Genomic DNA, 13,753 nt, shown 5'->3' with positions numbered 1-13,753 from the left:
CTCCCTGTAGTGCATTTCGCTGGATTACTTGCCTGATTCTATGAGTCTCTGTTTTTTTGCAGGACGGTCGTGAACTGGCGAGTTAGAGTTCAGCGAAGAGGTACTAGACGAACATGACGATCAAACACGGCACCGCACCGCAACAGACATCGCCGCAAGAAACGCTTGCGCAGATCATCGGCGCGCAGATCCCGAAACCAGGTGATTACGGAACGCCCATTACGGGCCTCGGCTTCTTCAGGCGCGAACATCCATCGCCGCCCGTCGTCTGCATGGTCGAGCCAAGCATCATCCTCGTCGCCCGGGGTGAGAAACAGCTCTGGGTAGGCGGCGAAGGCTATCCGTATGACACGTCGCGATTTCTGATCACCTCATTGGACTTGCCTGCCAATTCGCAAGTGCTGGCAGCAAGCCCGGAACAGCCATGCCTGGGACTCACTTTGAAGCTCGATCTGCGCATGCTGGCTGAGCTGATAGCACAAAGTGACCTACCGCCAACCCGTGATCGATCCGTTGCGAAGGGGGTAGGAATTGGTTCAGTGACCCCTGCAATGCTGGCGTCATTCGAGCGCTTATTGGCACTGCTCGATGAGCCGGAATCCATTCCTGTTCTGGCCCCCTTGATTCAACGCGAGATTCACTACCGTCTCTTGCAGAGTGATCAGGCGAGCCGGCTACGACAAATAACTTCTGTCGATGGCCAAGGTTATCGGATCGCCAAAGCCATCGATTGGCTGAAGTTGAATTACACCTCAGCGCTTCGCGTCGATGAACTTGCGGCCCGAGTGCAGATGAGCACTCCGACCTTTCACCACCACTTCCGTCAACTCACCACAATGAGCCCCTTGCAGTACCAGAAATGGCTGCGACTGAACGAGGCGAGGCGATTGATGCTCAATGAACACCAGGACGTATCCAGTGCGGCTTACAAGGTTGGATATGAAAGCCCGTCCCAGTTCAGCCGCGAATACAGCCGTCTGTTTGGCGTACCCCCCAAGCGGGATATTGCGGTGTTGCGAGGGCAGGGGGAGCTATAGAGTCAAGCTGACGAATTGCGTTTGCTCACGCTTTTAAACGCTATCGAGATAAAACGACTAAACAACCATTTAGCATAGTTAAAATCTATCGAATAGATTTATATAATAGCTATAGTGTTTTAAGGAGGGCAATCCACATGACCAACAGTGAGCTCAACATTCAAATTCCCAACGCTGAAGCAGTCATCGCCGCATTGGCTCTGGAGCCTCACATGGAAGGCGGTTTCTACCGAAGAACCTTTCAATCTGATCACCACGCTATGGTTGAGATCAATGGAGGTCAACGTCACTTGATGACTTCAATTTATTACCTGCTGACCAAGGATTCGCCTATAGGTCATTTTCACTTGAATCAATCGGACATCGTTCATTACTACCATTTGGGAAACCCGATTCAGTACAGCCTGATTTTTCCAGACGGCACGTTGAATACTGTGGTGATGGGCAGCGACGTTATCGCCGGGCAATGTCTGCAGCTGCATGTACCTGGTGGCGTCTGGAAAGCTTCGCAGCTGATGAATGGTTTAGCGGAATACGGTTTGATCAGTGAAGCGGTTTCACCAGGATTTGATTTTGCAGATATGGAGATGGGTAGTCGGCAGAAGCTCAGAGAGCAGTTTCCCGAGCATTCAGAGCTGATTGGAAAGCTGACGCAAGGATGAAGGGCGTGGATGGATTGAGGGCTTCCAAATCTGCGTGCAACCGGGGCTAATCCTGAAACATCTAGTTACGTGTAATGTATATTATGTTAAATGATGTGTCAGAGCGGAACTTCTACCAAAGGTTCTTTCAAGCTACCAATCCCCGTTCCCTGTTTGAGCCAACTCAATACCCCGGTTCCAGCAATCGACGCTCGAACCGTCTGATCATGTATGACCCACCCCGGAAAGCCTCGGCTCATAATTCGATAACAGGCACCCAGATCAAAGCATCAGCCGGCTAACGCTACAGCGACAAATCACTCCTTCGATCCTGCTAACGATCTATAGCTACAGCTATCTCAACCGCATCAAGGCCGGCGCAGCGAACTTCGCCTGGACTCTATAGATCTCAGAAATCACCTGCATCGTTGCGTCTTCGATCGTTCCTTCATTACGGCATAAAACCCAGCCGTGATCTGCAATCGCTCGCTCGAACGCCCGGGTACAAGCGACATGCTCTTCCAGGTTATGGATCACGGTACTGCCCAACCCACGAGATCGTGCCGCGGCCCTCGCCCATGAAATTTCAGGGGTGGTGACAACCCCGACATGCAGGTCTGGCACTCGCACGTTTCGATCAATGTTCAACTGTAGAATCTCTGCAAACGGGACTAACCGGCGAAACGCGGCATCAGACGGGTACCAGCGATCGATCAAGATGATGCTGCCTGATGGTTGTTTAGGCAGCACGTGCTGGGAAATCCAGGTACGGCTATCAGCAAAGCGCTCACAAATCTCCAACTCCAAATCCCGGGTGGGATTTCTGACGAGTTTGTTAACGAGGGCCATTGTTTCACCCCTATAGGGATCGCTTTTACTCTCGCAAAGTCGGATCACCTTTTTGTTATCTGCCCTCAGTACTTTTGTAACGGCCTCCAACAGTGTGGTTTTGCCGGCTCCTTTGGGCCCATCTAGAGAAACAAAAAGCGGACGATTCATTCTTCACATAACGATTGATATACGGTTTTTTGCCCGGTTCGTTCGCTGGAACCGCTTGGCGCGACTACGCGAATCGAGTGGAGGGTCCTTATGAACAGACATTGGTGAACACTCTAACCCAGTTTCTGGCTAACGGGTCCCAAAATCCAGGGTTACAGCCGCTTATGAACATCGGTCATCGCCCATAAGTTAAATGATGTGTCAGGGCGGAACTTTTCCATAAGCCATTCCCTATCCGTCCCGACACCGAGTTTTAGAGCGATCAGAACGTCCTGCTTCTAGCAAGCGTTTACGACGGCATTAACCAATGTCGCTCGGTGGTCCATCCGAGAAAAATCTGAGCCCCTTCACTTTTCTGATTGCTCAGAGTCAATGGGCGCCCGGAGGCTGCCACACGCAACCCGATAATCGCTGGTAGAAACCTCTCACGAAACGCAGCGGGTCGCGTGGCAAAATGTGCTTCGATGCTGTCGAGAGCGCAACGCATCTCTGCGTCATCCATCATGGACAAATAAAACACCATCTGGCGCCAGGCATAAGCCGTATTTTTGAGCATCACCAAGCGCGAATGATAGAACTTTATTTGCATCTGCTGCCGCCTGCAGATCCATTCGAAGCACGCTTGAGCAAGTGAGCCCAAACGACGCTGCAGCAGCGTTTTCAGACCGAGCTCACCAAACAGAGTCGAGAGGTTTTGTGTCGTTAGAATCTGTTGTTGTTCAATGATGGTTCCGTTGATTGCGGAATGCCATGTGCCCATGGGGACATTAGCCCGTTGCGCGCACAGGCTCGTTAATGCATCGCTGGAACTGTCCAGGCGACGCCGGTAATGGTTTCTACTCCTTGATTCCGACTGATCAGGAAGGACGGCCAGCCGGTCTGTGTCGATGTCGTAGTAACGGGCATAAAGGGTCCCCGCCATAAACCGGGCCGTTCGCCTGGCCGCTTCCGCGAATTTGTTCGAGAAGGCCCCCATGAAAATGTCAGCCGCGACCTCCTCCACAAATGGAAGATCCAGCTTCGCGCTTACAGCGAGCGAGCGAAACTCCTGAAGCAACTTGTTCGGAATTATTGCCTGCGGGAAAGCCGAGAGGGTCATTGCCGAGGATTCGACCAAGGCCTGTCTGGCCCCCTCAACAGCGGCTACGTCTGCCTGACGGTCACCTTCGACAGCCGCCACCCAAGGTAGCTCACTAATTTTGACCTGGCTCTGCAGGTTGAGCAGCAACAATGAACGGCGTCGTCGGAAAGCACGATACGTTGCGATAGACAACGTACGTAGCGTGGCGTCGCGAAATCCAGCACTACAGATTTCGGCCGTCATCGCCGGCAGCACTCGTGCCACAGTATCTCCGGATGTGATCACTCCCTGGTCAATCAGCTCAGCGATGGTTCCTTTTCGACAACGCTCGAGCCGTCGACGAACCGCCGGAGGAATGGCGACGCCTGCTGTCAGCGCATATGTCTTCTCCTCCTCATTGGTGATCGCCTCCAACAGGGGCGCAAAATCAGAGATGCCTTCCAAGCTCGAATAGCTCGCCAGGCGCGCAGACACCGCCTTGGCGATCAAATGATGGTCGGGTGCGGCAACGTCACGGCGCTGCTTTGCACGCTTCTCTAGATGAGTTTCAGATTCAGGATGCCCATGTTTACCAACAAAATCATCGACGATCCGCCGAATGCGTCCGACTTGACGCCCCGTGAGCGAAGTTGGATCACGAGAACACTGTTTGAGCAGCGCATACAACTCCCCTCTCCGATCCCGGAAAGGTTCAGCGCTGCAGATGTCAGTGCCACAGGTGGCCTCGAACCGGGTGTTGAGCGCAGTCGCCTGTTCGAGCCAGCCTTCAGGATACTGCCGGCAAGGCCAGTCATACTGGTACGTTAAAAGGAAGTGCGAGATGGCCGCATCGTAGAGCGGCAAACGAGTTGTGACCACCTGTTTCTGCACTGCCAGGCGGGGCTGTTCCGGGAGTTTTGAAAGCTGCTGTTTGATTTCACCGGCATCGAAGATATGCACTTCTGCTACTGCGAGCGGAATCCCGTCAGAAGTCACAGGAAAGAAACGCAACCGCTCAAAAAAAGGCGCGATCGTTTCGATCAATCTCCTCGCTTCTTCCGTCCGCTGCCGCCCCAATAGCCAGGCCACGGTCAGCAGCGCGGCCTCTTCTGGTACGTCGATCCGATAGTCGCCGTTCACCAGACGCTCTTGCAATGCTTCGATCCCCTCATCCGTAAGGTGCCAGGCATTGAGATCAAGTCGTTCAAAGTCAGAGCGGATGCTTGGGATTGTGGCGGCCAGCAGGCGCTCATTTTCGGTCAGCGCACCTCCGGCCAGATGCTGTCCAGTGGCAAACCCGCCTGTGGTGACTTCGAGCGTGACCCATTCAGGCACATCCGCGAACGGGGTGCGTGAGCCATACAGTGCGCTGCCCAATAAAAAGTGTTCGACCACCTGTTGCCAACGCTCAATCCTTTTGCTCGCTTGCGGCTCATCGCCGTGATTGGGTGCAGTCAATGCTTGAGACAACTGAAAGACCGCATAACCGGCGTTTAGGCCTTCCATTGCATCCGATTCCCTATCGTGCCTGGACATGTGGTCCTTATGACCCTGCTATGTAGTGGGTCCGGGGGCTGGATTCGAACCAGCGCCCACCCGGTTAAGAGCCGAGTGTTCTACCGCTGAACTACCCCGGAGCAGAGGGCGCATTGTCTACCAGCAACGAAAGGATGTGAAGATTGAAAACGTTGCCGCTCGTGACGCGAACTCATGAGCCTACTAGGCCACCCGTCTCCACCGGGCGACGGTTTATTTAAGGTTTGCTCGCGCAAGCGCTGTGTCAGTCACATCAATGCTGCCTCTTGCAAGCCAGCTCCCACAGGGCATCGCTCGCCACCCCAGCAAGCGTCAACAGAACGTTACTTTTCAGAAACTCCTCAAAAACCCTCGCAACCGTTAATCAGTTAGTCCGATTTTTTGACGCTCCCCCGATACGCGGTCACAACTTTTGCCCTCCGCTGGGTCATAACACGGTAGCTGTCGATGGAATATTGGCATCTTTCGAGGTTTTCGCCTGATACGGAGATAAGCTCATGATTTTCAATGTACAAAATTTTGGCGCCAAAGGAGATGGCATCACTGACGACACAGCGGCAATACAAAGTGCAATTGATGCGGCGGCCGCTGCAGGCGGTGGGCAGGTGTATATGCCGTCCGGAACTTACATCGTTTCGGGAGGTGAGGAGCCCTCCGACGGTTGCCTGATGCTCAAGAGCAACGTCTACCTGTACGGCGACGGCATGGGAGCAACCACCGTCAAGGTGGCTGACGGCTCCGACACCAAGATCACGGGGGTCATCCGCTCCGCCTATGGCGAGGAAACCCACGACTTCGGCGTCAGCAACCTCACCATCGATGGCAACCGTGACAGCACCACGGGCAAGATCGACGGTTGGTTCAATGGCTACATTCCCGGCGAAGCAGGCTACGACTCCAACGTCACCCTCGACAGCGTCGAGATAAAGGATTGCTCCGGGTACGGTTTCGACCCCCACGAGCAGACCGTCAACATGGTCATCAAGAACAGCATTTCCCACGGCAACGGCCTGGACGGCTTCGTGGCTGACTTCCTCAGCAACAGCACCTTCGAAAACAACATCGCCTACGACAACGACCGCCACGGTTTCAACATCGTCACCAGCACCCACGATTTCACGCTCACCAATAACGTCGCCTACGACAACGGCGGCAATGGCATCGTGATCCAGCGTGGCAGCGAGGACATCCCCTCCCCCAGCAACATCACCATCACCGGTGGCGAGGTGTACGGCAACGGCGCCGAAGGGGTGCTGATCAAAATGTCCAGCGAGGTGACGGTCAGCGGTGTCGACATTCACGACAACACTAGCGCCGGGATACGCATCTACGGCAGTAACCACGTCGAGATCATCGACAACACGCTCAACAACAACTCCCTGGGAAGCCCCGTACCGGAGATCATCATCCAGTCCTACAACGACACCCTGGGCGTGTCCGGCAAGTACTTCAACGGCAGCGATAACACGATCCAGGGCAACATCATCACCGGCAGCAACCTGTCGACCTACGGCGTTGCGGAGCGCAATGAAGACGGCACTGATCGCAACGCCATCATCGGCAACACCATCAGCCACACCAGCAACGGTGCCACGCTGATCTATGGCGACGGCAGCTACGTCAGCGCCACGGTGCCGATGACCACCGTGCAAGGCACGGCTGGCAACGACACCCTGCTGGGCAGTGCCGCCAGCGAGATTTTCTACGGCGTTGCTGGCAACGACACCATCAATGGCGGTGCCGGTGGCGACATTCTGGTGGGTGGTGCAGGTATCGACAAACTCACCGGCGGTACGGGCGCCGACACGTTCCGTTTCGTCGCTCAGTCCGACAGTTACCGCAACGCAACCACAAGCTTCGACGACACCATCACCGACTTCGACGTCACCCAGGACAAGATCGACCTCGCCGGCCTCGGTTTCACCGGCCTGGGCAATGGCCGTGGCGGCACCCTGCAGGTCAGCTACAGCGCCAGCAGCGACCGCACCTACATCAAGGACTACGATGCCGACGCCAGCGGCAATCGCTTCGAGTTGATTCTCTCGGGCAACCTCGCCAGCACCCTCACCGCCAGCAATTTCATCTTCAATCGGGTGGTCACCGGCACCAGCGGCAGCGACTCGCTGCTGGGTAGCGATTCGGCCGACACCCTGCTCGGCCTGGCGGGCAACGACAGCCTCAGTGGCGGCGCGGGCGATGACAAGCTCGACGGCGGCGCAGGCATGGACACCCTCACCGGTGGCACCGGGGCGGACATCTTTGTGTTCTCCAATCGCCTGGACAGTTACCGCAACTACAACACCGGCGGTGCCAACCTTGGCGACCTGATCACCGATTTCGATATCAGCGCCGACAAAATCGACCTCTCGGCCATGGGTTTCACCGGCCTGGGGGATGGCAAGAACAACACCGTGTACGTGGTGCTCAACAGTGCCGGCACCAAGACTTACATCAAATCCCTGACCGCCGACGCCAATGGCAACCGCTTCGAAGTGGCTTTGGACGGCAACTACCTCAACACGCTGACCAGCGCCAATTTCGTCTTTGCCACTTCGCCAACGGTCAACCATGCGCCGGTGGTGGCAACGGCGTTGCTGGATCAGAACGCGACCGAAAACACCCCGTTCAGCTACGCGGTGCCGGCCACCAGTTTTACCGATCCGGATAACGACAGCCTCAGCTACACCGCGACCCTGGCCGATGGCAGCGCCCTCCCCGCGTGGCTGGGCTTCAACGCCACCAACCTGACCTTCACCGGCACGCCGACCGGCACCGCGTCCGGCAATTACAACGTGCTGGTCAAAGCCACGGACCCGGCCGGTGCATCGGTCAGCGATAGCTTCGCCCTGGTCGTGGCCGACGCGCCCGCCAACACCATCACCGGCACCAACAATGCTGAAACCCTCAACGGCACGGCGGGTGCAGACCTGATCCTCGGCCTCGGTGGCAACGACACAATCAAGGCCGGCACCGGCGCGGATATCGTTGACGGCGGTGCCGGACGCGATTCGCTGTACGGCGGCGACGGTGCCGACACCTTCCGCTACACCAACGTGCTCGACAGCTACCGCGACTACGACACCGGTGGTGTCACGGTCACCGACACGATTTATGACTTCACCATAGGCGTCGACAAGATCGATGTTTCGGGCCCGGGCTTTGAAGGCCTCGGCGATGGCCGCAATGGCACGTTGTACGTCACCCTCAACGCGGCCGGCGACAAGACCTACATCAAGTCCGCCGAAGCGGATGCCGATGGCAATCGTTTTGAAATCGCCCTCAGCGGCAACTACCTCAACACCCTGACCGCCAGCGACTTCGTGTTCGGCGAGAGCGTCCAGCAGGACATTCTCTACCTGCCCACCCTCGGCCAATCCAATGCGCGCCTGCTGCGCATGACGGAGGACGACAATCAGTCCGGCACGTCGATGCTGGTCAACGACCTGGACCGCTACACCGCCTATGACGTGCGCAGCCAGTTCACCGATGCCAATGGCAACGGCATCGACATCGCGGTGGGCGGCAGCACGGTCACCGGCCTTTCGACGCTCAGCGCCGAGGAACTCAAGTTGTGCTGGTGGCTGACCGACACCAACCAACCCGGGGCTGCGCTGTTGCGCGCCGTGACGCTGCTGCGCGACCAGCTCACCGAACTGCAATCGATCGATAACGTCACCATGGGCATCATTTGGGGCCAGGGCGAGGAAGCCGCCCAGGAGATCGCCCGCGCCACGGACAAAGTAGCGGCAGCAGCGGCCTATAAGGCCGCGACCCTGAAGGTGTTCGATTACCTGCATGCCCAGTTCGGCAACTTCAACGTGTACTTGATGGAAACCGGTCACTACGAACAGGACGCGGCGCGTGCCCGTGGTTATTCGGAGGAGAAAATTGCCTCCATCGTCGAGGGGGTTGGCTATGTCCGCGCCGCCCAGGAAGCCATCGCCGCCGAGCGCGCCGACGTCAAGCTGGCGGTGGACTACACCGATCTCCCCTTGCGCCACGAAATCGACCCGCTGGCGTATCCCGACGACGTCTGGCATCTGCACGAAGAGTCGGCCGAGATCGTCGGCCAGCGCCTGGCCGACTACATTGCCAATGACCTTGGCTTCCAGGGCAACTCCAACGACAACAACAGCGTGCAGGACATTTTCGACAACGCTCAGAACATGATTTCCGGTACCGACCAAGCGGATACCCTGGTGGGTAGTCCGGGCAACGACACACTGGATGGCAAACTGGGCGCCGACACCATGACCGGTGGCGATGGCAACGACGTCTATGTGGTCGATAACGCGTCCGACCGCGTGGTGGAAACCAACACCTCGACCTCGCAGATCGATACGGTGCAGGCCTCGGTCAGCTGGACCCTGGGCGCTAACCTCGAGAACCTGCTGCTCACCGGCGTGTCGGCCATCAACGGCACCGGCAATGAGCGGCACAACTTCATCACCGGCAATGCCGCCAATAACGTGCTCGATGGTGCCGCAGGGGACGACAGCATGAGCGGCGGCGATGGCAACGACACCTATTATGTCGATAACGCCAACGACACTGTGATCGAGATCAACAGCAATGCGGCGCCGGGAGGGGGCGACAGTGTGCACAGCAGCCTGGCGGCCTATACCCTCGCCAACAACGTCGAGCATCTGTATGTCGATAGCACTGGCGCCGCCAATGGCACGGGCAACGCGCTGGACAACACACTGTTCGCCGGCGCCGGCAACAATGTGCTGGATGGGCGCGATGGCAATGACACGGTGTCCTTTGAACGGGCCCTGTCCGGCGTTACCGTCAACCTCTCGACGTCAGCGCAACAAAACACCGTGGGTTCCGGGCTCGACACCTTGAAGTTCGTTGAAAACCTGACGGGAAGCGCCTACGCCGACAGTCTGTCGGGCAACAGCGCCGCAAACGTTCTGAACGCGGGGGCGGGAAACGATACATTGGTGGGCGGTTCGGGCAATGACCGGCTGATCGGCGGTGCAGGCACCGACAACCTCACCGGTGGCACTGGTACGGACACCTACGCGTTTGGTGCGCTGTCGGACATGGGCATCGGGGCTTTGCGCGATGTGATCAACGGATTCAAGAGCACCGAGGGCGATCTTCTGGATTTCACCGGCCTGGACGCCAACCCGCTGACCACCGCTGTCGACGCCTTCACCTTCGTCGGCAGCAACGCCTTCGACCCTGCCGACGCCACCGGCCAACTGCGCTTTGCCGATGGCATTCTTTACGGCAGTGTCGATGCCGACGCCATTCCGGAGTTCGAAATCCAGCTGGTGGGTGTCCAGGAGTTGCACGCCAGCGATTTCACAGCCTTGGGTTAGGCTCACATCCTCGGGAGCGGGGCTTGCCCGCTCCCAAAGGGATTTGCAGTCCGAGGCAGATCTATTCCTGCCCCACGGTAACCACCTTCCAACTGTCATCTGGATCAAAGCGCTTCATCGATTCCGCCAACTTGTCACCACCGGGTCCCAAGTCTTTTTCGAACACCTCCCCTTCATGACTGATCATGAAACTCATCACCCCGGTGTCAGCGTATTTCGCCGGCCAGGCGATCAGTGCAAAGCCACGGCTCATCTCGTCACCGATGAGGTAGCTATAGGCGCCGCCCGGTGCCGAAGGACCTTGGCCATCAAGGATACGGAAGTGATAACCCTGCCAGTCTTCGCCGGCAATGGTTTTGCCGAACAAAGGACCCAGCGGGCTGATCTGACCGCTATCGTCGTCCTCCCAATAAAGGCCGTCGTGCTTGCCGGCGGTGCTGAAGATTTTTTGCGCGTAGGCGAGTGCGCCGTCCCCGTCATGATCCACTGATGCATACTCCATCTGGACGTCATGATAAGTCAGCACTGATTGCACCGCGGCGAGTTCGTTGCGGCCAATTCGACGTGCACGGACTTCGGCGCTGCCGGCGTCGATGTCGAAGCGCCAACCGTTCGCGGCTTTTATCATGGGGATAGGCAGTGTCCAGTGTTCACTGCCAACCGACAGGACCGCCTTGCTATCGCTGGTTTTTTCAATGGCGTGTTGCTCGCGATATTGCTTCAAAAACGCATCCACATCACTGCGCTGCACGCCTTCGCGCGGGATGAAACTGCGCCATTCATTACCCAGCAAATCGGTCAGGCGTGCCTGATCGGCGTATTTCGTCCCCAGTGCTTCGACGAACGCCTGGGCGGCCATTTCCGGGGTTGGAAATGCCTGCTGTGCCGTAACCATGCACGACCACGTCAAGCCGGCAACGATCGCCATGACATGAAAGCGCAAGCCCATGAGAGCCTTCACTCGAGCATTGTTTTTCAACGACGGCCCCCTCTTTGGCGCGCGGGTGGACTGGACGGCCGGCTGACCTGATGGCCGGCGGGACGCGAGGCGCTAGGGCGCCGGGCGGATGCCTGGCTGGCCTGGCCACGACTGGCTTGTGCGTTGGCCTGGGACGGTGAGCGCACGCCGGCGAATGCATTGTTGCGCGCACTGCCCGCACTGCCCGTACTGGCAGCCGGCCGTTTTTGCGCAGTCTGGCGCCCTTGCAAATCGCCCTGCCCGCGCTGATTTACCTGAGCGGTCTGTTTCCTGGGTTGCTGATTCTCCCGAGTACTTCTGGCAGTGCCCTGGCTCCTGTCAGACGCCTTCGGTCTGTCTGTACCTGCTTGCATCCGATTGCCGGGCGATGTTGCAGACTGGGCTTTGCGCGCCGAATCACGGGCTTCGCGGTTGCTGGTGGCGGGTCGCTCGATACCGTGCTTGTCCATTGAACCACGGGCTTTTTCACGAGCCTGGGCTCGCTGGGCATTGTCCCCTCGATAGGCTTCACGCTGACGGGCACCGTCCAGTTGTCGGCCGTACTGTTCGCGGCTCTTACTGTCTCGATAGGGAACGCCGTCGCGATGAACAGCGTTGTGCTGCCAGTTGTTCTGATTCCGAGTGATCTGATTGTTGCGATTGATGTTGTTGTAGCGGTCGACGTCGATGTCGATGTCGTTGTTGTCCCAGTCACAATCACCCCATAACGAGCCGATGATAGCCACACCGGTACCAAAGGCCAGCCCGGCCAACAATGCCGAACCGGGGTAATAGGCTGGCGGCGGTGGATAGTACACGGGCGGCGACGCCGGATAGGGCCAGGTGCCGTAGGTTGTGGTCGGGTTATAAGTGGGTACGTAAACCACCTGCGGATCGGAGGGCTGAATGATGATCGTGGAGGTGCTGGTGGCCGGAGCCGGAGCCGGAGCTGCCGATGCCGGTGCCGCCTGCACCGTCACGTTCTGATATTGGTTGCTCTGCAGGTTGCCTGCTGCCTGAGCCTGATGACGCAAGCGTTGCACGCCCCCCATGACATCGTCGGGCTGCGCCAGGAAGGCATCACCCAGGCGTTGCACCCAGACGGGATCCTGTCCCAGCGTTGCCATGACTTGTGGGAAAGCGACCAGCGCCTGCACGCTCGGATCCCAGGGCTGGTTCGCCACTTGTTTGACCGCATCATCGCCCTTGGCGTCCGGGTGTGCTTTAGACCAGGTGACCGCCTCGGCGATTTCCCCGGGGTACGTGGTGGCCATCAGCACCTGTGCGAGCAGTGGGTCCGGGTAAAGCGCAATGGGAGCCAGCATTTGATCCAGCTGCTCCTGGGTAAACACGGCATCTTTGGCCACCGAGGTGACAGGTGCTGTACTGGAAGCGCTGGTGGTCGCGCTCGCGTCCAATGGCTGCGCCAGGCAGGAAGATCCGCTCAAAAACAATACAACCGACACCGCGTAGAACAATGGAATGCGCATTGCACCCCCTCTGTGGTCAGGCAGGCTTGAGCGCCTTGATCGTTCCGCCCTTCCCTGCACCGTCGCGCCCGTCAAAGACGATACAGATCTTGATGCAATTACTCTTTGTTGTTCAGGTTCAAGGGGTTATCTGGTAGCCCCGTTGCTGCATGCAACTGCTGTAGGCGGAAGCAGTTGCAGCCGGTTCTGCCCGGCGATCCTGTCGACGATCCTGACGTTGCCGGGATCCGCCTACAACCGCACCTGCCACAGCAGCATCCTTGGCCTGGTTCTGTCGATATTCCTGTTTAACGTCGTCGTCTACCTTGTCATAAACCTCGTCATACTGACGACCGCGCGCTCCGGCAACCGCCGCACCTGCTACTGCGCCAGTAGCGGCACCACGGGCACGTCCACCTGATTGAGGCGTTGTGCTGGTGCTTGCTGCGTTCCCGGCCTGAGCCTGGCATGAGCTAATGTCCTGTTGAATCATTTCGGGGGACTGCCCTTTGAGCGGCGTTACGGTCTCGGCTGAAGCGCAAAGGCAGAACACCGAGACAAGCGTAGCCAGGCAGGGGGGGATGGATTTCTTCATAAAGCCTCCACTGCTATCAGTGTGCTTTGGATCTTTGAGTCTAGTTCAGCGTTTGGCGACTAGCCCTGGAACAATGTTCTTAGGGTGCAACTTCTAATTCCTTTTGTACGTGTGCACCCCTCGAACGG

General features: G+C 57.7%; 8 protein-coding genes and 1 tRNA gene. 3 read left to right on the top strand and 6 right to left on the bottom strand.

Features of this window, described 5'->3' with window-relative positions; all coding sequences use genetic code 11:
* The first annotated feature begins 113 nt into the window (after nt 1-113).
* Both AC1RQB_RS10325 and AC1RQB_RS10320 read left to right on the top strand, forming a co-directional pair.
* On the top strand, nt 114-1,037 hold the full coding sequence (locus AC1RQB_RS10325; RefSeq protein WP_063343730.1) for an AraC family transcriptional regulator: 924 nt from the start codon (nt 114-116) through the stop codon (nt 1,035-1,037).
* Between the two features lie 137 nt (nt 1,038-1,174).
* Complete coding sequence (locus tag AC1RQB_RS10320) at nt 1,175-1,699, top strand: cupin domain-containing protein (RefSeq protein ID WP_063343729.1); 525 nt, start codon at nt 1,175-1,177, stop codon at nt 1,697-1,699.
* A 333-nt stretch (nt 1,700-2,032) separates the two neighbouring features.
* Here AC1RQB_RS10320 and AC1RQB_RS10315 read toward each other — a convergent pair whose 3' ends face one another.
* From AC1RQB_RS10315 to AC1RQB_RS10305, 3 genes are all read right to left on the bottom strand, one after another.
* On the bottom strand, nt 2,033-2,677 hold the full coding sequence (locus AC1RQB_RS10315; RefSeq protein WP_063343728.1) for a dTMP kinase: 645 nt from the start codon (nt 2,675-2,677) through the stop codon (nt 2,033-2,035).
* Nucleotides 2,678-2,966: 289 nt separating this feature from the next.
* Nucleotides 2,967-5,243 carry a hypothetical protein gene (locus AC1RQB_RS10310; protein WP_063343727.1) on the bottom strand — a complete coding sequence of 759 codons (2,277 nt, stop codon included), beginning with the start codon at nt 5,241-5,243 and terminating at the stop codon, nt 2,967-2,969.
* Between the two features lie 56 nt (nt 5,244-5,299).
* A tRNA-Lys gene (locus AC1RQB_RS10305) sits at nt 5,300-5,374 on the bottom strand.
* Between the two features lie 396 nt (nt 5,375-5,770).
* Here AC1RQB_RS10305 and AC1RQB_RS10300 point away from each other — a divergent pair.
* Nucleotides 5,771-10,603 carry a M10 family metallopeptidase C-terminal domain-containing protein gene (locus AC1RQB_RS10300; protein ID WP_063343726.1) on the top strand — a complete coding sequence of 1,611 codons (4,833 nt, stop codon included), beginning with the start codon at nt 5,771-5,773 and terminating at the stop codon, nt 10,601-10,603.
* Between the two features lie 61 nt (nt 10,604-10,664).
* On the opposite strand, the gene AC1RQB_RS10295 is transcribed toward AC1RQB_RS10300, so the two are convergent.
* The 3 genes from AC1RQB_RS10295 to AC1RQB_RS10285 all read right to left on the bottom strand — a co-directional run bounded on the left by AC1RQB_RS10295 (nt 10,665) and on the right by AC1RQB_RS10285 (nt 13,625).
* Nucleotides 10,665-11,552 (bottom strand): DUF2950 domain-containing protein, encoded by an 888-nt coding sequence (locus AC1RQB_RS10295; RefSeq protein ID WP_063343725.1) that lies wholly within the window; start codon nt 11,550-11,552, stop codon nt 10,665-10,667.
* A 26-nt stretch (nt 11,553-11,578) separates the two neighbouring features.
* Nucleotides 11,579-13,051, bottom strand: a complete 1,473-nt coding sequence (locus AC1RQB_RS10290) for a DUF3300 domain-containing protein (RefSeq protein ID WP_063343724.1) — start codon at nt 13,049-13,051, stop codon at nt 11,579-11,581.
* A 118-nt stretch (nt 13,052-13,169) separates the two neighbouring features.
* Nucleotides 13,170-13,625, bottom strand: coding sequence for a hypothetical protein (locus AC1RQB_RS10285; RefSeq protein ID WP_063343723.1), 456 nt, complete (start codon nt 13,623-13,625; stop codon nt 13,170-13,172).
* Between the last annotated feature and the right edge of the window lie 128 nt (nt 13,626-13,753).

It is taken from the genome of Pseudomonas sp. GW822-FHT02E03, assembly GCF_058802325.1.
This window is presented reverse-complemented; position numbering and strand designations above follow the sequence as displayed.